This window comes from Erythrobacter donghaensis, from assembly GCF_002155425.1.
GTDB classification, from domain to species: domain Bacteria; phylum Pseudomonadota; class Alphaproteobacteria; order Sphingomonadales; family Sphingomonadaceae; genus Erythrobacter; species Erythrobacter donghaensis.
The window spans coordinates 526840-550423 of the sequence record NZ_MUYG01000010.1 but is presented as its reverse complement, the minus strand read 5'-3'; the positions used below and the strand labels follow the sequence as shown (position 1 = coordinate 550423).

Below are 23584 nucleotides of genomic sequence, written 5' to 3'. Positions count from 1 at the left end.
CTGCGAGATGCCTTATCGTTGGTCACACAAAGGAGCTTCCCGTCATGAGCCAGAGCCACCCCTTCTCGCCCCGCCTCGACCTTGCCGGATTGGCCGCGCTGGCCGGCGTGCCGCTGGCCGCCACGGCGCACGAGGCCGAAATGGCCGACACCGCCTCAGTGGTGGCCAACGTGAAGACCGCCGATGGCACCGATGCGGGCACCGTCATCTTCACGCCCGCCGCAAACGGCGTGATCGTTACCGCCAGTCTCAAGAACCTCACCGAGGGGATGCACGGCTTCCACATTCACGAGACCGGCGCCTGCACCCCCGATTTCACCGCCGCAGGCAGCCACTTCAATCCGCAGGGCAAGGAGCACGGCTTCGATACCGAGGGCGGCTATCACACCGGCGATCTTCCCAACATCAGCATCGGCGCTGATGGCACGGGCGAGGCGAGCTTCACGGTCCCCGGCGTGACGTTGGCGGGCAAGACCACCGATCAGAACCCCTACCTGCTGGGCGACGCGGACGGTTCAGCGGTGATGATCCACGCCGAAGCTGACGACTACCGCGCGATGGCGTCTTCAGGCGCACGGGTCGCCTGCGGGGTCATCATGCCCAAGGGCGGCTAAGCATCGGGCTCAGGCGCGCCGCGCGCTCTTGTTTGCGTGGAGCGCTAGGCGCGCCGCACGGTCCCGTCGGCCTCGCGCACCAGTTCGCCCGCCAGTTCCATTTCCAGCAGCGCCATGTGCACCTCGGCCGGGCTCGCGCCGGACTGGCGGATGAGCTCGTCCACCGCGATCGGCGCGTTGGTCAGCAGGCTGGCGATGTCGCCGCTGAGATCGGCGCGCGCTTCGCCCCAGTCGAGCTTGGCGAGTTCGGCGAAGTCGAAGTCTTCCGCCCCGTCGCTGACGCGAAAGCGCGAGCGCGGTGCACCGGTGAAGCTTTGCAGCAGTTCCACCACTTCGTCGGGCGTCTGCACCAGCACCGCGCCTTCGCGGATGAGGTGGTTGCACCCGAGGCTGCGGGCATCGAGCGGGGAGCCGGGGATCGCCATCACCTCGCGCCCCGCCTCGCCCGCCAGCCGCGCGGTGATGAGGCTGCCCGATTGCGGCGCGGCCTCGACCACCAGCGTGCCGCTGGCGAGGCCTGCGATGATGCGATTGCGCGAGGGGAAATGGCGCCCGCGTGGCTCGGTGCCGGGCGGCTGTTCGGCGATCAGCAGGCCCTCAGTGGCGATGCGCTCCTGCAAATCGGTGTGCTGCGGCGGATAGGCGATGTCGATCCCGCTCGCGATCACCCCGATGGTCTGCGGGAAGGCGCCCTCATGCGCCGCGCCGTCGATCCCGCGCGCAAGTCCCGAAACGACGGTGAAGCCCGCCTCGGCCAGCGCAGCGGCGAAATCGCGCGCCAGTTTGACGGCAGCGGCGCTCGCATTTCTTGCGCCCACCAGCGCCACGCAGGGCTCCGAGGCGAGAGCTAGCCTCCCCCGGCATGTCACGATCGGCGGGGCGGAATCGAGTTCGGCCAGCAGCGCGGGGTAATCGCTCTGGTCGTGGAACAGATAGCGCGCCCCCGCCCGGCGCACGGCGGCGACCTCGCGCTCGATGCTCTCGGCGTTGGCGGGGCGGTAGGGTCCCCTCCCCCGACTGGCGAGATCGGGCAGCGCGTCGAGCGCCGCAGCCGCTGTGCCGAAGCGGGCGAGTAGCTGGCGGTAGCTCACCGGGCCGATATTGGGCGAGCGCAGCAGGCGAATGCGCGCGAAGGCTTCTGCCTGCGAGAGCGTTGGCTGCGACCCCGTGCTCTCCATCAGTTGCGGCCCCGCGTCACGGCTTGGCCGAGGAGCCGACCTTGGGCTCCTCCCCTCGCATCAGCCGGCCGATATTGGCACGGTGCTGGACGATGACGATCGCGGCAATCGCAATCAGCGGCGGGATCGCCTGCGGATAGTCCAGCAGCCACGCGATCACTGGCGCTGCGATCACTGTCACCAGCGACGACACGCTCGAAATGCGGCTGACATAGAGCGTGACCGCCCAGATCGCGGCGCAGGCCAGCATCGCGGGCCATGCCAATGCCGCAAGCGCCCCGGCGGCGCTGGCAAAGCCCTTGCCGCCCTTGAAAGCGAGCCATGGCGTGAAGCAATGCCCCGCCACCGCCGCGACCGCCGCGATGCCTTCCGTCAGGCCGTCAGGATGGGGCCACACCGCCCCCGCCACCAGCACCGGCACTGCGGCCTTCAACGCATCGAGCAGTACGGTCGCCGCCGCCAGCCCCTTGTTCCCGGTGCGCAGCACATTGGTCGCGCCGATGCTCCCGCTGCCGATCTTGCGCACGTCGCCCAGCCCCGCCGCGCGGGTGAGGATGAGGCCGAAGGGGATCGAGCCCAGTACAAAACCCAGCAGCGCGGCAAAAACCGAATCCAAATCATCCTCCGTTCAGGCCGAGCTTGTCGAAGCCCCGCACTTCTTCTAGCGCGCGAAAAGCCAAAGGAAAGACAACCCTTCGACAAGTTCAGGGTGAACGGTAAAGAGATATTCGTGAACCCGTCCTCGCCCATTCTGCTGTTCGATTCCGGCGTCGGCGGGCTGACGGTGTACGACGCGCTGCGCAAGCTGCTTCCGAAAGCGCCGGTGATCTACGCCGCCGACCTCGCAGGCCTGCCCTATGGCACCAAGACCGAGGCGCAGATTGCCGCGCGCGTCGCCGGGCTGCTGGGGCGGATGACCGAGCGTTATCAGCCGCGCCTTGTCTGCATCGCCTGCAACACAGCGAGCACGATTGCGCTCGGGATGGTGCGCGACGTGCTTGCCGTGCCGGTGGTCGGCACCGTCCCGGCGATCAAGCCCGCCGCCGCGCTTACCCGCACAGGCACCATCGGCCTCGTCGGCACCGAGGCGACCATCCGGCAGGCCTATGTCGACGATCTCGAGGCGCGCTTCGCTTCCGACAAGCGCCTGCTGCGGATCGCCGCCCCCGGCCTCGTCGCCGCGGCCGAGGCCAAGCTGCGCGGGACCACAGTCGACCCTGCACCCATCGCCGAGATCGCCGCGCGCCTTGCCGCCATTCCCGGCGGCGCGGAGATCGACACGCTGGTGCTGGCCTGCACGCACTTCCCGCTGCTGGCCGAGGAACTCAGCCAGGCTTTCGGCCCCGATGTCGCGCAGGTCGACGGCGCAGCGGGCATCGCTCGGCGGATCGCGCATCTGCTGGAGGAGCAAAGCTTCGCGCAAAGCGGCCCCAACCGGTTCGTCGTCACCGGGCCGCTTGACGGTGCCAAGGGGCTGGAAAGCGCCCTCGCCGCCCGCGGTTTCGGGCCTGCCGAGGCCTTCTGACCCGCGCCCACGCCCTTGCGAGCCGCTCGCAAAGATCGCTGTGGCAAAATCTGCACCTGCCCCCTAGATATTCGCGCGAAACCAACCGCCCGCTCGCTCGTTAAGGCGGGACAGAACAGCAAGAGCAGGAGCCGCGCGCCGCCCCGTTGGCGGACCGCGAAAGCAGCGAGACGCGAGTGAACTACGACCAGATTTTCGATTCCGCGATCGACCGGCTGCACGAAGAAGGCCGTTACCGCGTCTTTATCGACATCATGCGCAACAAGGGCGCCTATCCCAACGCGCGCTGTTTCCACGGGCACAACGGCCCCAAGCCGATCACCGTGTGGTGCTCCAACGACTATTTGTGCATGGGCCAGCACGAAAAGGTGATCGGCGCGATGGAAGACGCGCTGCACGATGTCGGCGCAGGCTCCGGCGGCACGCGCAATATCGGCGGCAACACGCATTTCCATATCGAACTGGAAGCCGAGCTCGCCGATCTCCACGGCAAGGATGCAGCGCTGCTGTTCACCAGCGGCTACGTGTCGAACGACGCGACGCTCTCCACCCTCGCCAAGCTGCTGCCGGGCTGCGTGATCTTTTCCGACGAATTGAACCACGCCAGCATGATCGCCGGCATCCGCAATTCGGGCTGCGAGAAGATGGTGTTCCGCCACAATGACGTGGGCCATCTCGAAGAGCTGCTCGCCAGCGTCGATATCGACACGCCCAAGCTGATCGCCTTCGAAAGCGTCTATTCGATGGATGGCGACGTCGCCCCGATCCACGCGATCTGCGACCTCGCCGAAAAGTACAACGCGCTGACCTATATCGACGAGGTTCACGCGGTTGGCATGTATGGCGCGCGCGGTGGCGGCATCAGCGAACGCGACGGCGCGGCGCACCGGATCGACATTATCGAAGGCACGCTGGGCAAGGCCTTTGGCGTGATGGGCGGCTATATCGCGGCATCGTCGAAGGTGGTGGACTGCATCCGCTCCTATGCGCCGGGCTTCATCTTCACGACCTCGCTCTCGCCGGTGCTGGTCGCGGGCGTGCTCGCCTCGGTGCGGCACCTCAAGGAGAGCGCGGTCGAGCGCAACGCCCAGCAGCGCGCCGCCGCGATGCTCAAGCTGAAGTTCGCCGAAGCCGGACTGCCGGTGATGGATTCGGTCACCCATATCGTCCCGCTGATGGTGGGTGACCCGGTGCGCGCCAAGAAGATCAGCGACATCCTGCTCGCCGAATACGGTGTCTATGTGCAGCCGATCAACTTCCCCACCGTGCCGCGCGGCACCGAGCGGCTGCGCTTCACGCCCGGTCCGCACCACACCGATGCGATGATGGACGAACTGACCGACGCGCTGGTCGAGATCTGGGACCGGCTCGAACTGGGACTCGCCCAGGCGGCCTGAGCGCGGCAAGTGCGGCATCCGATGTCGCTTTTGTACAATTTTTGCCTCGGCATATTTTGAGGCTTTTCACAGCGACTTTGCGTGATTAACCCTCCGCAAAGGGGGCAAAATGGTTAGGCCCCGGAAGAGGGTCGGACCATGCTTGCTTCACGAAATCTCGCGTTCATCATCGGCTGCGCCATGCTGGCATCCTGCGGCGGCGGCGACAGCGGTGGCTCCCCGCCTCCGACCGGCGGTGGTGGTGGAGGCGGTGGTGGAGGCGGCACCCCGACCCCTTCGCCCAGCCCGAGCCCCTCGCCCACGCCGACCTATCAGACCTTCAGCCAGCTGACCGGCACGCAGACCTTCGCCACGACCTGCGGCGGCACTGCTACCGAAAGCCCGCCCCCGCGGGCCATCGGTGGTATGCCGCTTGGGCAAGGCTTGCGCATCGTTTCGGATCGCAGCCAGCCAGCCTACGAGATTTCGAGCAACGGTAACATCGTGGGCACCTTCACAAGCACCTTCACACAGGCTGATCGCGACACCACGCGCACAGGCGAAGCCTATGTGAAGGTGCTTCCAAGCGGCTTTACCGAGCGGCTTTCGATCATCACCCTCAATCAGGGTGGCAATGAGCTCGAATATGTGCGGGTAGCGCAGATCATCGCGCAGCCATTTGTCGGATCGACCAACCTACTGTGCGCCTTCGGTGTGCCTACCATTGTCACCGACCGTCCGCCTGCGACCGTCACCTATGGCGGCCTTGCCTACTTCGGCACGGCCACGGTCACGCTTGATTTCGGGTCGGGCGCCTCGACCAATTATGTCGTCTCCAGCTCGGTCATCACCATGACGGCGAACCCCGCCAATGGGCAGGTCAACTTCTCGCTCGACCTCAAGGGGCGCGAGATCAGCTCTTCGGGCACTTCGACCACCGTCACCGATCTCGGCGTCTTCACCGGAACGGCGACGCTGGACGGGACGACGCCGAGCTTTACCGACATTCTGGTAAACTCCACCAATGTCGTCTCGGGCACCTTTGGCGGCGGCTTCTTCGGGCCGCAGGGGCGCACGTCTGCGGTGTCGGTGAGCATCCAGACCCGCCGCGCAGACAACAGCGACCTGCGGCTGGGCGGACTGTTCATTTTGCGCCCCTCCACCTGACCGCACCCGCTTCACAGACCCTCTCCCTTGCGCTAGCCGCTTGCGGTCAGTTGCAAGGGAGAGACTTAAAATGGGCGGCACGCCTGACCAGACTTACGCCGAGGTGGTCCTCGGGCGGCGCAGCATCCGGGGATACCTCGACAAGCCCGTCCCGCGCGCGCTGATCGAGGAGGTGCTGACGATGGCAATGCGCTCGCCCTCGTCGATGAACACCCAGCCCTATCATTTCCACGTCATTACCGGCGAACCGCTCGACCGCATCCGCAAGGGCAACACCGAGCGCATTCTGGCAGGCGAGCCCGACAGCCGCGAATTCCGCAAGGGCCACCCCTTCCAGGGCGTCCACCGCGACCGGCAGGTGGGCTGCGCGGTGCAGCTGTTCGAAGCGATGGGCATCGCGCGTGATGACAAGGACGCGCGGACCGACTGGGTGCTGCGCGGCTTCCGCCAGTTCGACGCGCCGGTGTGCGTGATCGTCACCTACGACAAGGAACTCGCCGACGCCGACGACACCGTGTTCGATTGCGGCGCGGTGACGACGGCGCTGGTCAACGCGGCGTGGAGCAAGGGTCTGGGCTGTGTGATCAACTCGCAAGGGATCATGCAGTCCCCGGTGGTGCGCGAACACGCCGGCATCCCCGACGATCAGGTGATCATGAAGGCGGTCGCGCTCGGCTGGCCCGACCCGGACTTTCCGGCGAACCCGGTCAAGATCACCCGGCGCGAGGTGAGCGAGGCAGCGCGGTTCGTGGGGTTTGACTGATCAGCGATCGCCAGCAACCCCATCGACCGCAAGGCTTCGCTTTCTCGGATCAACCGCGCCTGTCAGAAGCCAGTCGGACATGGCGGACACAATCGCCTGCTGGCGGGCCTTCGGCAAATCATTCCAGCCATGCTCCATGCCGGCGATCTCCCAGTAGGTGAAAGCCGGATTTCCGGTCTCCTGCAAATGCGCGACAAGTTTGCGGGCGCTCTCGACCGGGGTATTGTCCCGGTCCAGTTCCCCATGCAGGATCAGGATCGGGACACGGTTGTCAGCGGGCGGGGCGGACAGCCGGCTACGCAGGCGCGTTGCCCATACCCTCCACGAATTGTCCTTGCCCGACCACGTCTCGCGCCAAGTGGGATTGTCTTCCATCCGGCGGAAGTTCTCGCGCAGATCGGCAAGGCAGGTTTCCCGGTCCGGGGTCGTGTCGGGGGGGCAAGCCCAGAAATCCTCGAAATGCTCTGCCATCGTCAGGCCGCCGCCCATCGCACCAAGCACCGCACGCTTGATGTCGGGCCGGTAGATCACCAGCTGCGCGCCGATGTCGCCGCCGTCGGACCAGCCCCACAAGTAGATCTCGCCGTTCCACCAGTCGGCATTCGCGGCGAGATGCTGCAACACGCGAAGATGATCGAACACCCGCTTTTCGATCGAATAATTGCGCAAGAACTGCTCGGAGCAATCGCCATCCATATCGCTCGCCGTCGGCTCCACACCGGGCTTTTCGACCATCAGCCGCGCGTAGGGTACCGCGTCTGCCGGTCCAGGAGCGAAATTACCCCATGAACTCTGCCGCAATTGGCCAATACAACCCGAACCATCAACCACCAGCAGGATAGGCAATTTCTGCTCAAGCTGGGGTCTGTCGACGTAAAAGCGGATCGGGCGCTCGTCCACTGACAAGACGCTCTGATCTTCGTGCAGAACCTGATCGGCGCTGGCCGGAGCAGCAATCGCGAGGCTGAGCGTGAGCGCAAGAAAGCCGCCGATCACGCCCGCTCGCTTCACCGCAAGCTCACCACGTTATCCGTCGCCTCGCGCACGCGGGTGCCGTTGAACAGGCTCATCATCGGCTCGTCCGCGACGATCACCGCCTCGGCATTGCCATAGCCGTTGAAGCCGGTCTTCATCGCCGCGCCGTAAGCGCCGAGCATCCCGATCTCGATATAGTCGCCCGCCTGAATGTCGGCGGGGAGACGGAACGGGCCCTTCATGTAATCGGCATCGTCGCAGGTCGGACCGTAGAAGGCGAAGTCCTCGTCTTCCTCGATCAGGTCATCCTCGAGCGCGCGCACGGGGAAGCGCCACGCGACGTGGGCGGCATCGTAGAGCGCGCCATAGGCGCCATCGTTGATGTAGAGCTCCTCGCCGCGGCGCTTGTTCACCTGCACGATCATCGAGGAATACTCGGCCGACAGCGCGCGGCCGGGTTCGCACCACAGCTCGGCGTTGTAGGCGATCGGCAGGCTTTCGAAGTGCTTGGCGATGATCGCGAAGTAATCTTCCATCGGCGGCGGCTCGAGGCCCGGATAGGCGCTCGGAAAGCCCCCGCCTACGTCGATCATATCGATCACGACCGAGGCTTCGGCAATCGCCGCACGGGTGCGATCGAGGGCCTGGACGAAGGCAAACGGCGTCATCGCCTGGCTGCCGACGTGGAAGCACACGCCCAGCCAGTCGCAATGCTGGCGGGCTTCCTGCAGCAGCGCAGGCGCTTCGATCAGGTCGCAGCCGAACTTGCTGGCGAGGCTCAGCTCGGAATATTCCGAGGACACGCGCAGGCGCACGCACAGGCGCAGGTCGCGCGGCGCTTCGCCGTCATCGGAACGGCAGGCGTCGATGATCTTCTCCAGCTCCTCGACCGAATCGAGGCTGAAGGTGCGCACGCCGTGATCGAAATAGGCCTCACGGATCGCCGCCGGGGTCTTAACCGGGTGCATGAAGCACAGCACCGCCTGCGGCAGGATGCCGCGCACCAGCCGCACCTCGGTGATCGAGGCGACATCGTAATGGGTGACGCCCGCGCTCCACAGCACCTCGATCAGATCGGGTGCGGGGTTCGCCTTGACCGCATAGAGCACCTTGCCCGGAAACTTCTCAACGAAGAAACGGGCGGCGCGCCGCGCGGCGTGCGGGCGGTTGAGGATTACGGGTTCGTCCGGACGAAGGTCGCGGACTACAGCCAATGCGTCGGGATAGATGTGCAACTCAAGGGACCCCCAAAACGGCTCTTGCGAACCATAAAACGACAAGCTGCCTTGCGGTTTGGAAGTCCCCTTGGGGCAGCGGAGAGGCGCAGATAGGGCCTGGGCGCGCAAATGCAATCAAAAAGTGGGGCTGAAAACCCCCACACCGGACGGATTGTTACTTTTCGGAGACACGCAGCCGATCACGACCGGAATGTGACGGATTTGCGCGGGTTTTCCGCCTCAGAAGCCGATCCGCGGCACCTGATCGACGGTCCCCTGCTCGCTCGCATCGAGCCGATGGAAATCCGCCTCGGCAAAGCCGAGCGCGCCGGCAATCAGGACGGCAGGAAAGGATTCGCGCGCGGCGTTGAACCTAGCGACAGCGGCATTCAGCGCGCGCCGGGCGGCGGCGAGCTTGTCCTCGACATCGGCGAGCTCGTTCTGGAGCGACTGGAAATTGGCCGAGGCCTTGAGATCGGGATAGGCCTCCCCCAACGCCAGCAGGTTGCCGAGCGCGGCCTTCAACTGCTGCTCGCTGCCCGATGAGGGCGCGCCGCTGGCCGCAGCATTGCGCGCCGCAATCACCGCTTCCAGCGTTGCGGCCTCGTGCCCGGCATAGCCCTTCACCGTCTCGACCAGATTGGGGATAAGATCATGACGCTGGCGCAGCTGCGCGTCGATATCGGCCACCCCCTGCCGCACCGACTGCCTCAGACCCACCAGCCGGTTGTAGATGCCAACGCCCACCACCAGCAGCACGACCAGAACCGCGACCCCAACGAACAGCCAATTCATAACCTTCCCCTTTACCTCACCCGCCTATTTGTGCTGACACATGTTAAAGAATCGCGCGGGAGAGGCAATGCGCAGCGATATTGACAGCCTTATGCAAGGCGGGCTCGAAGCATGGCTCGCGCAGCAGGGGGACATGCGCGATGGCGCAAAGAAGCAGGCGGCGAGCCGCTGGGTCTGGGGCGCGGCCATCGCTCTGCCGGTGCTGGCCTTCCTGTGGTTCGGCCCCGCCCTGCCCTTCGGACTGCTGGCGGTGATCACCTTCGGTGCGATCATGATTATCGCCGTATGGGGCTACCAGCCGATCGCCTCGGCCTCGCAGGCGATCAAGGTCGGCATCAACAGCGCCATCGCGGCAAGCTTCGGCCTCGCCTACGAGGCCGAAGTCGAGCCGGGCCCCGAGTTCGAAGCGGCGCGGACCTATGACCTGCTGCCGCGCTTCGAACGATCGGGCTTCGAAGATCACTGGCACGGCACGCTCGAAGGGCACGCCTTCAGCCTCTACGAAGCCCACCTGGAGGTGCAGCGCGGCTCGGGCAAGAACAAGCGCTGGGTGACGGTGTTTCGCGGGCCGGTGATTCGCATGAGCTTTGGCCGCCCGTTCCGCTCCACCACCCTGCTCGAACGCGCGGGCAAGCACCGCAGCTGGCTGGGGCTCGGCGGGGCGAGCGAGCATGTGCGTTTCGGCGATCACCGGCTCGACCGGGTCGATCAGGTCCACCCCGCCTTTGCCGAAAACTTCGCGCTCTATTCCGACGACCGGGTCGAGGCGCGGGTGCTGGTGCATCCGTCCTATGTCGAACATCTGCTGACGCTGGAGGGAGCCTTTGAGGCGCAGGAGCTGCGCGCGCTGTTCCGCAAAGGCGAGGTTATCATTGCGCTAGAAGCGGGCAACCTGTTCGAAAGCGGCGGCATGAACCCCGCCGCCGACCGCGACAAGGCCGCGCGCGCCGCGCATCAGTTCGGTGCGCTGGCAGGGCTGGCGCTGGCGATCAACCAGAACGAGCGTGGGCGGGTGATCCAGCCCGGCCCGAACACGCGGGTCGATCTTTAGCTCAGCCGGTCGCGGAAATCCTCGTAATCGAAGCGCTTGATGCAATCGAGCGCGTCGGTCTCGCTGTCCCACATCCAGATCGAGGGCAACGCAACGCCGTTGAAGGTGTTGGTCTTGACCATCGAATAATGCGCCTGATCGAGGAAGGCGAACCGCGCGCCGGGCTCGGCGGGCACAGGCAGGCGATAATCCCCGATCACATCGCCCGCGAGGCATGACGGCCCGCCCAGACGGATCGGGATCATGTTCTCGTCGGCGAGTTCGCCGAGCATCGCCGGGCGATAGGGCGCTTCGAGCACGTCAGGCATATGGCAAGTGGCGCTGATATCAGTGATGCCAACGGGCACTTCGTTGAACATCGTGTCGAGTAGCGTGCCCACCAAAATCCCCGCGTCGAGCGCCACCGCCTCGCCGGGTTCGAGGATGATCTGACAGCCGGTGTCGCTCGCCGCATCCTTGAGGAACTCCACCAGTTCATCGCGCTGGTAATCGGCGCGGGTGATGTGGTGGCCTCCGCCCATGTTGATCCATTTGAGCTGGTCGAAGAACGGCTCGATCACGTCGAACACGCGGTCCCAGGTGGCCTTCAGCGGCTCGAAATCCTGTTCACACAGATTGTGGAAGTGGATGCCCTCGACGCCCTCCATGTGCTCCTCGGTCAGCTGGTCGAGCGGGAAGCCGAGCCGCGAGCCGGGGGCGCTGGGGTCGTATTTGGCGACCTCACCGGTGGCTACCTGCGGATTGATGCGCAGGCCCACGCTGACATTCGCCCCGCTCGCCGCGGCGTGTTCGAGGATCAGGCGCGCGCGCTCATGCTGGAAGGGGGAATTGAAGATGACGTGGTCGGATAGCCGGCAGATCTCCTCCAGCTCCTCGGGCTTGAAGGCGGCGGAATAGGTGGCGATCTCGCCATCGTAGAACTCGGAGGCGAGGCGCGCTTCCCACAGGCCGGAGGTGGAAACCCCGTCGAGATATTCGCCGATGATGGGCGCGGCCGACCACATCGAGAACGCCTTCAGTGCCGCGAACACCTTGATATCCGCCCCGTCGGCCGCCGCCGCATCGCGCACATCCGCCAACACGCGGCAATTTGCGCGCAGCTTGGCGGCATCGACGACAAAGGCGGGGCTGTCGACGCGGGACAGGTCGAAATGGGCGAACGCGCCCGGATCACCGGCTTTGGTTTGCATCAGAGGTCCGGATCCTTGGAGCATAGAGTGAGATCGAAAGGGCTTTTTCCGACATATTCCACCTTCAAAGTGTTTGGGTTCAGCAGTTTCAGATGCCCGGACGGCCCTCCGCGCGTCGTGATGAAGTAGAGGTCATCCCCGGTCAGGCTGACCTCGGCCAGCTCGTACAAGTGTTCGAAGCTGCCCACGGTAGTGGAGTTCACGAACAACCAATCGTCCGATGCTTCCGAAGATCGCGCGCATTTCTCGGCATTCAAGCCCCAACGCCCCTGGAATTCCAATGGTATCGTAGGCCCTTGGTTCCTTTCAGGTTCTACGCATGCAGCAACAACAAGTAGCGGTAGAAACTGAATTAATGCGAGAGACCGCATCAGAACCCGACAGGCCCGTCCATTTCCTCGACCGTCCACGGCAGGCCGTGCGCGTTGAGCATCTCCATGAAGGGATCGGGGTCCATCTGTTCGATGTTGAACACGCCCTCGCCCTGCCACTTGCCTTGCACCATCATGGCCGCGCCGATCATCGCGGGCACGCCGGTGGTGTAGCTGACCGCCTGATTGCCGGTCTCTTCATAGGCAGCCTCGTGCGAGCAGATGTTCTTGATGTAGAACGTCTTCTCGCCCGAGCCATCGAGCGCGTCACCGGTCGCGATCACGCCGATGTTGGTGTTGCCCTTGGTGGTCTCGCCCAGCGTCTCGGGCTTGGGGAGCACGGCGGCGAGGAATTGCAGGGGGATGATGTCCTTGCCCTGATACTTCACCGGCTCGATGCTCGTCATGCCGACATTCTGCAAAACGGTGAGGTGCGTGATGTACTGGTCGCCGAAGGTCATCCAGAAGCGCGCGCGCTCCAGTTCGGGGACGAACTTGGCGAGGCTTTCCAGCTCCTCGTGATACATCAGATACATGTTCTTCGGGCCGACCGCTTCGAAGTCGAAGCCGACCTTGGTGGACATGGCGGGGGTCTCCACCCACTCGCCGTTTTCCCAGTGGCGCGCGGGGGCAGTCACTTCACGGATGTTGATTTCCGGGTTGAAGTTGGTCGCAAAATGCTGGCCGTGGTCGCCGCCGTTGCAATCGAGGATGTCGAGCTGGCGGATGGTCTTCAGCTTGTGCTTCTTGAGCCACATGGTGAAGACGCTGGTCACGCCCGGATCGAAGCCCGAACCCAGCAGCGCCATCAGGCCCGCATCCTTGTAACGCTCCTGATAGGCCCACTGCCACTTGTATTCGAACTTCGCCTCGTCCTTCGGCTCGTAATTGGCGGTGTCGAGGTAATCGACGCCCGCTTCGAGGCACGCGTCCATGATCGGCAGATCCTGATAGGGCAGCGCGAGGTTCACGACGAGGCCAGCACCCGTCTTGCGGATCAGGTTGACCATCGCCGGAACTTCCTCGGCGTCGATCTCATAGGTCGCGATATCGCGCCCGCAGCGCTCCTTCACCGAAGCGGCAATCGCATCGCACTTCGATTTGGTGCGGCTGGCGAGGTGGATTTCGGGGAAAATCTCGGGGTTGAACGCCATCTTGTGGACGCAGACCGAGCTGACCCCGCCCGCGCCAATAACGAGGACCGTGGTGGACTTTGCTGCCGACATGATAGGAACCTTTCGTAGAGCGATGCGAATCTTGCGTCGCGCCTTAGTGCAATGCGCCAGAGGGGACAAATGATCCAAGCTAATGACAGAATGCCGACGACCGAGGGGGTCATCGCCGCCGCCCAAGCCGTCGCCGCGATTCTCCCCCCCACGCCGCTGCTGCCGGTGGAAATCGGCGGCGTGCGCGCGTGGGTCAAGGCGGACAATCTGCAACCCATCGGCGCGTTCAAGATCAGGGGCGCGTGGTGGCGGCTCTCCAGCATGAGCGCCGAGGAGCGCGCGGGCGGCGTGGTGGCGGTATCCTCGGGCAATCACGCGCAGGGCGTGGCATGGGCCGCCAAGCGCCTCGGCATTCGCGCGACCATCGTCATGCCGCACGATGCGCCGCAGGTGAAGCTCGACAACACCCGCGCTCTTGGGGCCGAGGTGGTGCTCTACCAGCGCCCGCAGGAGGATCGCGATGCGGTCGCGGCCAAGCTGATCGAGGAACGCGGCGGCACGCTCGTCCATGCTTTCGGCGATCCTTGGGTGATCGAGGGGCAAGGCAGCGCCGCGATCGAGATTGCCGCGCAGCTGGGCCGCGCGCCCTCGCGCATCATCGCCTGTTGCGGCGGCGGAGGACTGGCGGCGGGCCTTGGCCTCGGCGCTTCGTCAGCCAAGATCCATCCGGTCGAGCCGGTGGGCTGGGACATGGTCGGACAGGCGCTGGCTGCGGGCGAACTCGTCCATGCCGCGCCGGATGCTCCCAAGACGATCTGCGATGCGCTGCAACCCAATGTCACCAAGGAGCTCAACCTCAGCCTTCTGATGGGCCGCGCCGAGCCCGGCGTGACCGTCACCGATGCCGAGGTGCGCGCTGCCCAGCGCTTCGCCTTCAACACACTGCGGCTGGTGGTCGAGCCCGGCGGCGCGGCGGCATTGGCGGCGGCGCTTGCGGGCAAGGTGCCGGTGGACGAGGACACGGTGATCATGCTCACCGGCGGCAATGCCGATCCGGCGGCCTATGCGGCGACCATCGCGGGCACGGACTGAGGGTGTGGCCAAAGGACTGGTCGTGACCGTCATACAGGCGACACGCTAGGGCCATATTGGGCTCCTTACCTTACAAAAGGGCAGGCACTCATGGCGACACAGGCAAAGCGGATCATCGAGGATGCGGTGGTGCGCAAGGATGCGCGGCTCGGCGACAAGCTGCTCGACAAGGCCTTTGCCTTCGCTTTCCGGGGGCTGGTCTATGCCCAGATCTGGGAAGACCCGGTGGTCGACATGGAGGGCCTCGCCATCCAGCCCGACAGCCGCGTGATGTGCATCGCCAGCGGCAGCTGCAACGCGCTGTCCTATCTGACGGCGGGCCCCGCAAGCGTGACCGCAGTCGATCTCAACCGCGCGCATGTCGCGCTGGGCAAGCTCAAGATCGCCGCGATCCGCCACCTGCCCAATTATCAGCGCTTCCACCGCTTCTTCGCCCATGCCGACCATGGGGAAAACGCCGAGGTCTACCGCGAGATGATCGCGCCGCATCTCGACCTGGTCAGCCGCGCCTATTGGGAAAAGCGCGACATTCGCGGACGGCGGCGCATTTCCTACTTCACCAAAGGCATTTACCGGCAGGGATTGCTGGGCAACTTCATCGGGTTGGCGCACGTCTTTGCGAAGCTCTACAAGATCGACCTTGCCAAGCTGCTCGAAGCGCAGACGCTGGAAGAACAGCGCGCCGTGTTCGAGCGCGAGCTGGCGCCGGTATTCGAAAAGCGCTTCATCCGCTGGCTGACCGATCAGCCCGCCTCGCTGTTCGGCCTCGGCATTCCGCCTGCGCAGTTCGAGCATCTCGCGGGTGACGAACGCATGGCCGAGGTGCTGCGGCGGCGGCTGGAGAAGCTCGCCTGCGACTTCGCGGTGCAGGACAATTACTTCGCCTGGCAGGCCTTCAGGCGCGGCTATGACCGGTCGGAAAGCGCGCCGCTGCCGCCCTATCTCCAGCGCGCCAACTGGAGCGCGATGAAGGAACGGATCGACCGGCTCGACGTCACCCGCGCCAACATGGTGGACTGGATCGGCGGGCGCGAGGAGGCCAGCATGGACCGCTTCGTGCTGCTCGATGCGCAGGACTGGATGAACAACGCGCAGCTCGATGAGCTGTGGGGCAGGATCACCCGCGCCAGCCGCCCCGGCGCGCGCGTGCTGTTCCGCACCGCTGCCGAACCGAGCCTGCTGCCGGGCCGCCTCGACGATGCGATCCTCTCGCGCTGGCGCTATTGCGAAGAGACCTCCGCCGATTGCACCCGCCGCGATCGCTCGTCGATCTACGGCGGCGTCCATGTCTACGAGCTGGCGTGATGGCGAGTCTGGGCACCCCCTCGCACGCAGCGCTGATGGACGAGGTCTATCGCGGACAGCGGCATATCTATGATTTCACGCGCAAATATTATCTGTTCGGGCGCGACACGCTGATCGCGGGGCTGGCGGCACGGCCGGGTATGCGGGTGCTGGAAGTCGCCTGCGGCACCGGGCGCAATCTGGCGCAGGTGGGCAAGGCCTGGCCGGGGGTGCGCCTGTTCGGCCTCGATATCTCGTCCGAGATGCTCAAGAACGCGCGCGCGACCTTGGGCGGCGCCGCGCGGCTGGGGCAAGGCGATGCCTGCACCTTCGATCCGGCAGCGCTGCTGGGCGAGCCGCAATTTGAGCGGATCGTGCTCTCCTATTCGCTCTCGATGATCCCCGACTGGGAGAGCGCGCTCGATCATGCGGCGGGGCTGCTGGCGGACGGTGGCCAGCTGCATGTGGTCGATTTCGGCGAATGTGCCGGGGTGCCCGGGCCGCTGCGCCGCCTGCTGAGGGCTTGGCTGGCCCGCTTCCATGTCACCCCGCGCACCGCCCTCCCCGCCGCCGCCGCGCGCGTCGCCCATGCCCGCGGGCTGCGGCTGGAAACCCGCCACGGCCCGCTCGGCTACTACCAGCTGCATGTGCTGAGCACCTGACGGACCCGCGAAAGGGTTCGCAACGCTGGAAAACTCGCCCTCCTGCCTTTGCCACCAGCCGCCCACCTGCCTAAGCCCGAGCCTGTGAGCACGCTGATCGACATCGGGCAAGACGCCGCGCGGCACCGGGTCGCCATCGACCTTGAGGAGCTGCTCGCCACGCGTCTGCTAGTGCAGGGCAATTCGGGCTCGGGCAAGTCGCACCTGCTGCGCCGCCTGCTCGAGGAATGCGCCGGGCAGGTGCAGCAGGTGGTGATCGATCCGGAGGGCGATTTCGTCACCCTCGCCGATGCCTTTGGCCATGTGGTGATCGACGGCGCGGCCTACTCGGCGCGCGAGATTGAGGCGCTCGCCGCGCGCGTCCGCCAGCACCGCGCCTCGGTGGTGCTGGCGCTGGACGAGCTTGAGGTCGAGCAGCAGATTCGCTGCGCCGCGCTGTTCCTCACCGCGCTGTTCGATGCCCCGCGCGAACACTGGTATCCCGCGCTGGTGGTGGTCGACGAGGCACAGATGTTCGCCCCAGCCGCCGCGGGCGAGATGAGCGACGAGACGCGCCGGTTGACGCTTGCGGCGATGACGAACCTGATGTGCCGCGGGCGCAAGCGCGGCCTCGCCGGGATCGTCGCCACCCAGCGCCTCGCCAAGCTGGCCAAGAACGTCGCGGCCGAGGCCAGCAACTTCCTGATGGGGCGCACCTTTCTCGACATCGACATGCAGCGCGCCGCCGACCTTCTCGGCATGGACCGCCGCCAGGCCGAGCGTATCCGCGATCTCCAGCGCGGGCAGTTCCTCGGCCTCGGCCCGGCGATCAGCCGCAAGCCGGTCGCGGTCCATGTCGGCCCGGTGAAGACCGGCGGACGCGGTGGCGGAAGCGCACTGCTGCCCCTGCCCGAAGCCGATGGGGAGCAAATGGAGGCGCTGCTGACCGACCGCCTCGCCGAAGCGGCGAGCGATCCCGCGGTGAAACGCTACCAGCCCCCGGCACGGCCTGCGGTCGATCTCGATGCGGCGCTGCCACCCGCCCCGCCGCTTCCCGCCGCGCCGCCTGCCACCGAGGCCGAGGTCGAGAGCGAAGCGCCGACAGTGCGTCCGTCCGCTCCGGCACCTCCCCCGTCCCCGGCACCTTCGGGGACGGTCGAAAGCGTGGTGCGCGACCTCGCCCTGAGCGAAGGCGCAACCTTCCGCCCGGCCACCTCCCTGTTCCGCGATTTCGCGATCCGTTGCCGCCAGCAGGGCATCGCCAGCGCGCATGTCGACCTTGCCCGCTTCCGCCGCGTGTTCGCCTGCGAGACCGGCGGTCTGGCCCGGCTCGAAGGCGCAGACCGCGCACGGATCGAGGCGATCATCGCAGGCGTGGAGGACGATGTGCTCGCCCCCTACCTCGCGCTCGCGGTGGCCGAGGTGCTGGGCGAACCCATGCCGGACGAGGAGGAGTTGGGGAGGCTCTACGGCAGCGCCTCGCCCAGCCGCATCCGCCGGTTGCTCGACCATCTCGAACGCTGCGGGCTGGTGGTGGTGCGCGAGGAATTTGGCGGGGAGCGGGTTATCGCCGTGCCGGGCGTGATCGGCCCGGAAACGACGGGCGCAGCAAGCAAGGCGGCCTAGCGCCGCACATCCGCCGCCCCTGCCCCCATCGAGGCGATATCGGCGAGCGAGGCGCGCAGAAAATCGCCCGGCACCGAATGCGCCCATTGCGCGCAGGCGGTGGCAAAACCGATCGTCTCCGTGCGCGGCATGCCGGTTATGAGGCCATGCACGATCCCGGCGGCAAAGGCGTCCCCGGTGCCGACGCGGTCGACGATCTGCTCCAGCGCGATGGTCTCGCTGACCGATACGCCTTCGCGGTGGGCGATGAGGCCGGTGAGGTTCTGCCGCTCGGTCGAAGCAACCTCGCGGCGGGTGGCGGCGACGTGGCGGATGCGCGGCGAGAGCGCGAAGAGCGCCTGTGCGGCGGCGTGAAAGCCCGCGTCCGGATCGCCCGCGCCGTAGTCCCCGCCCACCATCATCGCCGCGGCACGGCGACCGGCGAAGACCAGATCTGCTTCCGCACACAGGTCGCGCAGGATCGCGGCAGCCTCGGCCTCGCGGCCTTGCCACAGGCTTGGACGGAAATTGGTGTCGAAGGCGATCCTCACCCCCGCCGCCTGCGCCGCCGCCATCGCTTCGCGCAGCGCGGTGAGCGCCGCATCGCCGAGCGCGGCGGTGATTCCGCCCACGAACAGCCAATCCGCCCCAGCGAGCAACGAAGGCCAATCATAGCGCGCGGGGTCATGCAGGGCGAAGGCCGATCCGGCGCGGTCGTAGGTGACGCTGGCAGGCCGTGCCATCGCCCCGGGCTGGAGGAAGTAGAGGCCCAGACGCCTCCCCGCCACCGCCTCCGCCTCAAGCGGCACCCCCATCCCGCGCAGGGTATGGCGCGCAGCGGCGCCCAGCGGATTGTCGGGCAGTGCGCTCACCAATGTCGCCTCATGCCCGAAGCCTGCCAGCGCCACCGCGACATTGGCCTCGGCCCCGGCGAAGCTGGGTTCGAGCCGCGGGTGTTGCAGCAGCAACTCGCCCGCAGGCGCGGCAAGCCGCAGCAGGATTTCGCCGAAGCAGACCACCCGGCCCGGGCGCGGTGTGGGGACAGGGTTCATGACGGTCGCAATTCCTCGGCGGCTGAAAGTCTCACGCCCGCGCTTGTTGCATTCCCGGTGCGATTGCACAATTGCGGGCGGCAAGGAGCGGAGCATGACACACAGGATCGAAGGCAGGCTGCCGCTGGTGGCGATCCTGCGCGGGCTGGAGCCCGAGCGCGCGGTGGCCGTGGGCGAGGTGCTGGTCGAAGCCGGGTTCGACATCATCGAAGTGCCGCTCAATTCCCCCGATCCGCTCACCAGCATCGCCGCGCTGGTCGAAGCCTTCGGCAGCCGCGCGCTGATCGGCGCGGGCACGGTGCTGACCGAGGCCGAGGTCGATGCGCTGGCGGACGTGGGCGCAGGCCTCGTGGTCTCGCCCAATGGCAACCCCGCGGTGATCCGCCGCACCGTCGGGCGCAGCATGGTCAGCCTGCCGGGGGTGCTGACGCCGACCGAGATGTTCGCCGCGCTGGGAGCCGGCGCAAGCGGGCTCAAGATATTCCCTGCCGAAATGGTCACGCCTGCCATCATCACGGCGGTGCGCGCGGTGCTGCCCCCCGCCACGCCGATCTATGCCGTGGGCGGGATCAATGCGGGGAACATGGGCGACTGGCTCGCCGCCGGGGTGACCGGCTTCGGGATCGGCGGATCGCTGTTCAAGCCGGGCAAGCCGCTCGGCGACATCGCCGCCGATGCGCGCGCGATCGTCTCCGCCTTCAAGGCCGCGCGCGGGGGTTAGACGCGCCCGCCGTCGATGACAAAGTGCTGGTTGGTGATCATCCGGCTGTCGTCGGCGGCAAGGAAAAGCGCCAGATTGGCCGCATCGCGCGGTTCGATGCGCTGCTTGAGGCACACCTGCTCCATCCACTCCGCCTCGGCCTCGGGCGTCAGCCATAGGTCGAGCTGGCGCTGAGTGACGACCCAGCCGGGCAGGATCGCGTTCACCCGGATTCCGTCGGGGCCATATTGCCGGGCGAGCGCCTTGGTCATGCCGAGCAGCCCGGCCTTAGCGGTGACGTAGCCCGGCATCCCCTCCGGCCCGAGCACCGCGTTGATCGAGGAGAAGTTGACGATCGCCCCGCCCTTCCCGCCTTCGCGCATCAGGGCGATGGCCGTCTGCGAGGCGAAGAAGGCGCAGTCGAGGTTCACTGCCATGCATTGCCGCCAGCTCGCCTCGGTGGTGGCGAGCGGATCGTGGCGGCTGTCGTTGGCGACATTGTTGACCAGCACATCGAGCCCGCCTGCGGCGGCAGCGAAATTGCCGATCGCCTGCTGGAGCGCGGGGGTGTCGGTCACATCGACGCGGGCGAACCATGGGCGGGCGTGGCCGGCCTCCGTCAGCCCATCGGCCAGCACTGCGGCGGCATCCTCGGCGAGATCGCAATGGCCGACGAAAGCCCCTTGTTCGCTGAAGGCGGCGACCATCGCCGCGCCGATCCCGGTCGCGCCGCCGGTGATGAACACCCGCCGCCCGGCGAGGCTGGGATAGGTGGCATAATCCAGCATCAGTGGCTCTCCCGCTTCATGTCATGGTCCGCTTCCCGCTCCTCGGCCTAGAGGTCCGGCTGCGTGAGCTGCGGTTTGGGGATGGTGCGGCTCGGGCGGATCACGATGATCGTCACGCCGATCAGCGCCATGGTGCCGCCGATGATCAGCGGCCAGCCGATGGTATCGCCGGTCAGCCATGTGCCGAAAGCGATGGTGAGCAGCGGGGTCAGCAGCGTCAGCGGCACGATCAGGTTGGCGTCATGCGCCTGAAACAGCCGGAAATAAGCCGAATGCGCGCCGACCGATACGACGACGCCCGCAAACAGCACGCAAGCCGCCACCGCCAGCGGCGCGGCGGCGACTGCAGCGATCTGGCCGCTCTCCAGCATCAGCGTCCCCGGCAGCATCACGCCGAGCGAGGCGAGCCCCGCCCACGCCTGCAAACTCACCGCGCCGATATCCAGCCGCTTGACGAAGACCGAGGCGAAGGCCCCGATCAACACGCCCGCAAAGGCAAATCCCAGCCCCACCGGATCGCCCGCATCGGACGGCGCGCCGATCGCGAGGCCCACGCCGCCCAGCGCCAGCGCCATCCCCAGCCCGCGCCGCCAGCGCACCTCCTCGCCTAGGAAGATGATTGCGAACAGCACGGTGAGCGGCGCACCGGCAAGATTGACGATCCCCACGGCTGATGGTGTGGCGGTCTGCAACCCGATGAATTGCAGCCCGAAACTGCCGCCCGTGATGGCAAAGCCGATCAGCAGCACCAGTCCCAGCCGGTCGGGCTTCTGGCGCAGCAGCAGAGGAAACAGCACCGCCAGCACCGTCGCGGAGCGCAGCACGGTGTAGAACAGCGGCGGCAGGCCGAGCGTCGTCACCGCGATCTTGGAGACCACGACATTCATCGCCCAGGCAACATTGCAGAACAGCATGATGCCCAGCGCCGAGAGAGGCAGGCTTTTGGGCATCAGGCGGGAAGGTCGCGCAGCGCCTCGTCTGGGAGGCCCTGGCGCAATTCCTCGCGCCACACGCTCGCCACCGCGTCGGACGGCGCGCGCCAGTCTCCGCGGGGGCTGAGCGCGCCTGCCGAGGACACCTTGGGCCCGTTGGGGAGCGCGGAACGCTTGAACTGCGAAAAGCCGAAGAAGCGCGCGCAGAACCGGTCGAGCCAGTGGGCGATGGTGGCGAGGTTGTAGGCGTTCTTGCCATCCTCGGGGAAGCCCGCAGGCCACAGGCCCGCGCTCGCATCCTTCCACGCGTGCCACGCGAGGAAGGCGACCTTCGACGGGCGCTGGCCGTAACGGATCACGTGGTGGAGGAAGAAGTCGTTGAGCTCATAGGGGCCAACAAGGCTCTCGGTCGATTGCATCGCCCCGTCCGCGCCGGGCGGCACCAGCTCGGGGCTGATCTCGGTGTCGAGCACCGCGCCGAGCACCTCGCCGCAGGCATCGGTGAACTGGCGCGTGCGGATCGCCCAGCGGATCAGATACTGGATCAACGTCTTGGGCACGCCCGCGTTGACGCCGTAGTGGCTCATATGGTCACCCACGCCATAGGTGCACCAGCCCAGCGCCAGCTCGCTGAGATCGCCCGTGCCGACCACGAAGCCGCCATGCTGCCCGGCGAGACGGAAGAGGTAATCGGTTCTGAGGCCCGCCTGCACGTTCTCGAAGGTGACGTCATGCACCGGCTCGCCATCGGCGAAGGCGTGGCCGATATCTTCGAGCATCTTCATCGCGGCGGGGCGGATGTCGATTTCGCCCGCGGTGATCTCCATCGCCGCCATCAGCCGGTGCGCGTTGCTCTTGGTGCCCTCGGAGGTGCCGAAGCCGGGCATGGTGTAGCCGCGGATCGTGCTCCTCGGCAGGCCCAGCCGGTCGCAGGCCTTGGCGGCGACGATCAGCGCATGGGTGGAATCGAGCCCGCCCGAAATGCCGATCACGAGGCTCTTGGTGCGGGTCGATTCGATCCGCCGCATCAGAGCATCGACCTGAATGTTGAAAGCCTCGTAGCAGTCCTCGTCGAGCTTTTCGGGCCGGTCGGGCACGAAGGGGAAACGCGCGACGGGGCGGCGGAGGCCAATATCGCCTTCGCGATAGGCGTGTTCGAACATGATCCGGCGATAGGTGTCGGCAGGGCTTCCCGCCCATTCGGCCGCGTCGGCGAAGGTCTGGTTGCGCATCCGCTCGGCAGCTAGGCGTTCGGTGTCGATATCGACGATATTGAGCTCGCCCACCCGGTCGAAGCGTTCGGACTGGGCGAGCAAGGTGCTCATCTCGTAGATCACGCCCTGCCCGTCCCACGCAAGATCGGTGGTGCTCTCGCCATAGCCGCTCGCCGAATAGACATAGGCGGCAATCGCGCGGGCAGCGGAGGAGCGGCAGTGCAGGTGGCGATCGTCTGCGCGCCCGATGGTGACGGGCGAGGCCGAGAGGTTGCACAGGATCAGCGCGCCCGCCATCGCCGCCTGCATCCCCGGCGGCACCGGCGCCCAGAAATCCTCGCAGAGTTCAACCCCGAAGCGAAAGCCCGGAAGGTTCGCGGCGGCAAAGACCAGATCGGTGCCGAACGGAACTTCCTCGCCCGCCACGCCGATCCACAGGTCGGTGCACCCGCGCCCGTGGGCGAAGTGGCGCTTTTCGTAGAACTCGCGGTAATTGGGCAGGAAGCTCTTGGGCACCACGCCGAGGACCTGCCCGCGCCCGATCACCACGGCGCAATTGTAGAGCTTGTCCGCCCGGCGCAGCGGCGCGCCCAGCACCAGCACCGGATCAAGCTCTGCCGAAGCTTCGACAATCTCGGCCAGCGCCGCTTCCACCCGCTCAATCAGCGCGTGCTGGAGCAGCAGATCGTCGATCGCATAGGAGGACAGCGTCAGTTCGGGGAATACCACCAGATCGACGTGCGCCTCGTGCGCCTTCCGCGCCTCGGCCAGCACGCCTGCGGTGTTGTAGGCGACATCGGCGGTGCGGCTGCACGGGGTCGCAGTGGCGACGCGCACGAAGCCATGCTGGTGCATGTCGAAGAAGGGGTGGGCCTCGGTCATCCGCGT

Annotated in this window: 23 protein-coding genes; 11 read left to right on the top strand and 12 right to left on the bottom strand. The window is 66.5% G+C overall.

Annotation, left to right across the window (positions count from 1 at the left end):
- The first annotated feature begins 44 nt into the window (after nt 1–44).
- Entirely contained in the window at nt 45–614 is a 570-nt protein-coding gene (locus BZF59_RS11140; protein ID WP_086608301.1) for a superoxide dismutase family protein, read from the top strand.
- A gap of 44 nt (nt 615–658) precedes the next feature.
- On the opposite strand, the gene dprA is transcribed toward BZF59_RS11140, so the two are convergent.
- Together dprA and plsY are read right to left on the bottom strand one after the other, a co-directional pair.
- Entirely contained in the window at nt 659–1792 is a 1134-nt protein-coding gene (dprA, locus tag BZF59_RS11135; RefSeq protein WP_086608300.1) for a DNA-processing protein DprA, read from the bottom strand.
- 16 nt (nt 1793–1808) lie between these two features.
- Nucleotides 1809–2408: a glycerol-3-phosphate 1-O-acyltransferase PlsY gene (gene plsY / locus BZF59_RS11130; RefSeq protein ID WP_086608299.1), complete on the bottom strand. Its 600-nt coding sequence runs from the start codon at nt 2406–2408 to the stop codon at nt 1809–1811.
- Between the two features lie 114 nt (nt 2409–2522).
- Here plsY and murI point away from each other — a divergent pair, with 114 nt between their 5' ends.
- The 4 genes from murI to BZF59_RS11105 all read left to right on the top strand — a co-directional run bounded on the left by murI (nt 2523) and on the right by BZF59_RS11105 (nt 6623).
- On the top strand, nt 2523–3317 hold the full coding sequence (gene murI / locus BZF59_RS11125; protein WP_086608298.1) for a glutamate racemase: 795 nt from the start codon (nt 2523–2525) through the stop codon (nt 3315–3317).
- 176 nt (nt 3318–3493) lie between these two features.
- Nucleotides 3494–4714 carry a 5-aminolevulinate synthase gene (hemA, locus tag BZF59_RS11120; RefSeq protein WP_086608438.1) on the top strand — a complete coding sequence of 407 codons (1221 nt, stop codon included), beginning with the start codon at nt 3494–3496 and terminating at the stop codon, nt 4712–4714.
- A 180-nt stretch (nt 4715–4894) separates the two neighbouring features.
- A complete protein-coding gene (locus BZF59_RS11110; protein ID WP_158094301.1) occupies nt 4895–5860 on the top strand; it encodes a hypothetical protein in 966 nt (321 codons plus the stop codon).
- Between the two features lie 70 nt (nt 5861–5930).
- Nucleotides 5931–6623: a nitroreductase gene (locus tag BZF59_RS11105; protein ID WP_086608296.1), complete on the top strand. Its 693-nt coding sequence runs from the start codon at nt 5931–5933 to the stop codon at nt 6621–6623.
- Here BZF59_RS11105 and BZF59_RS11100 read toward each other — a convergent pair whose 3' ends face one another.
- The 3 genes from BZF59_RS11100 to BZF59_RS11090 form a co-directional block, all read right to left on the bottom strand.
- On the bottom strand, nt 6624–7619 hold the full coding sequence (locus BZF59_RS11100) for an alpha/beta hydrolase family protein (protein WP_086608437.1): 996 nt from the start codon (nt 7617–7619) through the stop codon (nt 6624–6626).
- 11 nt (nt 7620–7630) lie between these two features.
- Nucleotides 7631–8833 (bottom strand): type III PLP-dependent enzyme domain-containing protein, encoded by a 1203-nt coding sequence (locus tag BZF59_RS11095; RefSeq protein WP_086608295.1) that lies wholly within the window; start codon nt 8831–8833, stop codon nt 7631–7633.
- A gap of 222 nt (nt 8834–9055) precedes the next feature.
- Complete coding sequence (locus BZF59_RS11090; RefSeq protein ID WP_086608294.1) at nt 9056–9610, bottom strand: LemA family protein; 555 nt, start codon at nt 9608–9610, stop codon at nt 9056–9058.
- A gap of 67 nt (nt 9611–9677) precedes the next feature.
- Between BZF59_RS11090 and BZF59_RS11085 the strand changes: the two genes are divergently transcribed.
- Nucleotides 9678–10661 carry a DUF3137 domain-containing protein gene (locus BZF59_RS11085; protein WP_086608293.1) on the top strand — a complete coding sequence of 328 codons (984 nt, stop codon included), beginning with the start codon at nt 9678–9680 and terminating at the stop codon, nt 10659–10661.
- Here the strand turns inward: BZF59_RS11085 and BZF59_RS11080 are convergent.
- The 3 genes from BZF59_RS11080 to BZF59_RS11070 form a co-directional block, all read right to left on the bottom strand.
- Nucleotides 10658–11851 carry a carboxynorspermidine decarboxylase gene (locus BZF59_RS11080; protein ID WP_086608292.1) on the bottom strand — a complete coding sequence of 398 codons (1194 nt, stop codon included), beginning with the start codon at nt 11849–11851 and terminating at the stop codon, nt 10658–10660. The genes BZF59_RS11085 and BZF59_RS11080 overlap by 4 nt on opposite strands.
- On the bottom strand, nt 11851–12108 hold the full coding sequence (locus BZF59_RS11075; protein WP_143738147.1) for a hypothetical protein: 258 nt from the start codon (nt 12106–12108) through the stop codon (nt 11851–11853). Before BZF59_RS11075 ends, BZF59_RS11080 begins: the two co-directional genes overlap by 1 nt.
- Before the next feature lie 113 nt (nt 12109–12221).
- Complete coding sequence (locus BZF59_RS11070; RefSeq protein WP_086608290.1) at nt 12222–13448, bottom strand: saccharopine dehydrogenase family protein; 1227 nt, start codon at nt 13446–13448, stop codon at nt 12222–12224.
- A gap of 69 nt (nt 13449–13517) precedes the next feature.
- On the opposite strand from BZF59_RS11070, the gene BZF59_RS11065 reads away from it, so the two are divergent.
- The 4 genes from BZF59_RS11065 to BZF59_RS11050 all read left to right on the top strand — a co-directional run bounded on the left by BZF59_RS11065 (nt 13518) and on the right by BZF59_RS11050 (nt 18031).
- A complete protein-coding gene (locus BZF59_RS11065; RefSeq protein WP_086608289.1) occupies nt 13518–14480 on the top strand; it encodes a threonine ammonia-lyase in 963 nt (320 codons plus the stop codon).
- Between the two features lie 90 nt (nt 14481–14570).
- Nucleotides 14571–15785, top strand: a complete 1215-nt coding sequence (locus tag BZF59_RS11060; RefSeq protein ID WP_086608288.1) for a BtaA family protein — start codon at nt 14571–14573, stop codon at nt 15783–15785.
- A complete protein-coding gene (locus BZF59_RS11055) occupies nt 15785–16426 on the top strand; it encodes a class I SAM-dependent methyltransferase (protein ID WP_086608287.1) in 642 nt (213 codons plus the stop codon). The genes BZF59_RS11060 and BZF59_RS11055 overlap by 1 nt, the downstream gene beginning before the upstream one ends.
- A gap of 84 nt (nt 16427–16510) precedes the next feature.
- On the top strand, nt 16511–18031 hold the full coding sequence (locus tag BZF59_RS11050) for a helicase HerA domain-containing protein (protein ID WP_086608286.1): 1521 nt from the start codon (nt 16511–16513) through the stop codon (nt 18029–18031).
- Here the strand turns inward: BZF59_RS11050 and BZF59_RS11045 are convergent.
- Nucleotides 18028–19062: a sugar kinase gene (locus tag BZF59_RS11045; protein ID WP_086608285.1), complete on the bottom strand. Its 1035-nt coding sequence runs from the start codon at nt 19060–19062 to the stop codon at nt 18028–18030. The two genes, BZF59_RS11050 and BZF59_RS11045, sit on opposite strands and share 4 nt — an antisense overlap.
- Nucleotides 19063–19156: 94 nt before the next feature.
- Between BZF59_RS11045 and BZF59_RS11040 the strand changes: the two genes are divergently transcribed.
- Nucleotides 19157–19783, top strand: a complete 627-nt coding sequence (locus BZF59_RS11040) for a 2-dehydro-3-deoxy-6-phosphogalactonate aldolase (protein ID WP_086608284.1) — start codon at nt 19157–19159, stop codon at nt 19781–19783.
- Here the strand turns inward: BZF59_RS11040 and BZF59_RS11035 are convergent.
- Genes BZF59_RS11035 through BZF59_RS11025 form a run of 3 tightly spaced genes read right to left on the bottom strand, consistent with a single transcriptional unit; the run spans nt 19780 to nt 23578 of the window.
- Nucleotides 19780–20550, bottom strand: coding sequence for an SDR family NAD(P)-dependent oxidoreductase (locus tag BZF59_RS11035; RefSeq protein WP_086608283.1), 771 nt, complete (start codon nt 20548–20550; stop codon nt 19780–19782). The two genes, BZF59_RS11040 and BZF59_RS11035, sit on opposite strands and share 4 nt — an antisense overlap.
- A 47-nt stretch (nt 20551–20597) precedes the next feature.
- Entirely contained in the window at nt 20598–21500 is a 903-nt protein-coding gene (locus BZF59_RS11030) for a DMT family transporter (RefSeq protein WP_086608282.1), read from the bottom strand.
- Nucleotides 21500–23578 (bottom strand): NAD(+) synthase, encoded by a 2079-nt coding sequence (locus tag BZF59_RS11025; RefSeq protein WP_086608281.1) that lies wholly within the window; start codon nt 23576–23578, stop codon nt 21500–21502. Before BZF59_RS11025 ends, BZF59_RS11030 begins: the two co-directional genes overlap by 1 nt.
- Between the last annotated feature and the right edge of the window lie 6 nt (nt 23579–23584).

Coding starts and splice junctions, on each gene's coding strand:
- BZF59_RS11140 (WP_086608301.1), top strand. CDS start 45: ATGAGCCAGAGCCACCCCTTCTCGCCCCGCCTCGACCTTGCCGGATTG.
- dprA (WP_086608300.1), bottom strand. CDS start 1,792: ATGGAGAGCACGGGGTCGCAGCCAACGCTCTCGCAGGCAGAAGCCTTC.
- BZF59_RS11110 (WP_158094301.1), top strand. CDS start 4,895: ATGCTGGCATCCTGCGGCGGCGGCGACAGCGGTGGCTCCCCGCCTCCG.
- BZF59_RS11105 (WP_086608296.1), top strand. CDS start 5,931: ATGGGCGGCACGCCTGACCAGACTTACGCCGAGGTGGTCCTCGGGCGG.
- BZF59_RS11090 (WP_086608294.1), bottom strand. CDS start 9,610: ATGAATTGGCTGTTCGTTGGGGTCGCGGTTCTGGTCGTGCTGCTGGTG.
- BZF59_RS11085 (WP_086608293.1), top strand. CDS start 9,678: ATGCGCAGCGATATTGACAGCCTTATGCAAGGCGGGCTCGAAGCATGG.
- BZF59_RS11080 (WP_086608292.1), bottom strand. CDS start 11,851: ATGCAAACCAAAGCCGGTGATCCGGGCGCGTTCGCCCATTTCGACCTG.
- BZF59_RS11070 (WP_086608290.1), bottom strand. CDS start 13,448: ATGTCGGCAGCAAAGTCCACCACGGTCCTCGTTATTGGCGCGGGCGGG.
- BZF59_RS11065 (WP_086608289.1), top strand. CDS start 13,518: ATGATCCAAGCTAATGACAGAATGCCGACGACCGAGGGGGTCATCGCC.
- BZF59_RS11060 (WP_086608288.1), top strand. CDS start 14,571: ATGGCGACACAGGCAAAGCGGATCATCGAGGATGCGGTGGTGCGCAAG.
- BZF59_RS11055 (WP_086608287.1), top strand. CDS start 15,785: ATGGCGAGTCTGGGCACCCCCTCGCACGCAGCGCTGATGGACGAGGTC.
- BZF59_RS11045 (WP_086608285.1), bottom strand. CDS start 19,062: ATGAACCCTGTCCCCACACCGCGCCCGGGCCGGGTGGTCTGCTTCGGC.
- BZF59_RS11040 (WP_086608284.1), top strand. CDS start 19,157: ATGACACACAGGATCGAAGGCAGGCTGCCGCTGGTGGCGATCCTGCGC.
- BZF59_RS11035 (WP_086608283.1), bottom strand. CDS start 20,550: ATGCTGGATTATGCCACCTATCCCAGCCTCGCCGGGCGGCGGGTGTTC.
- BZF59_RS11030 (WP_086608282.1), bottom strand. CDS start 21,500: ATGCCCAAAAGCCTGCCTCTCTCGGCGCTGGGCATCATGCTGTTCTGC.
- BZF59_RS11025 (WP_086608281.1), bottom strand. CDS start 23,578: ATGACCGAGGCCCACCCCTTCTTCGACATGCACCAGCATGGCTTCGTG.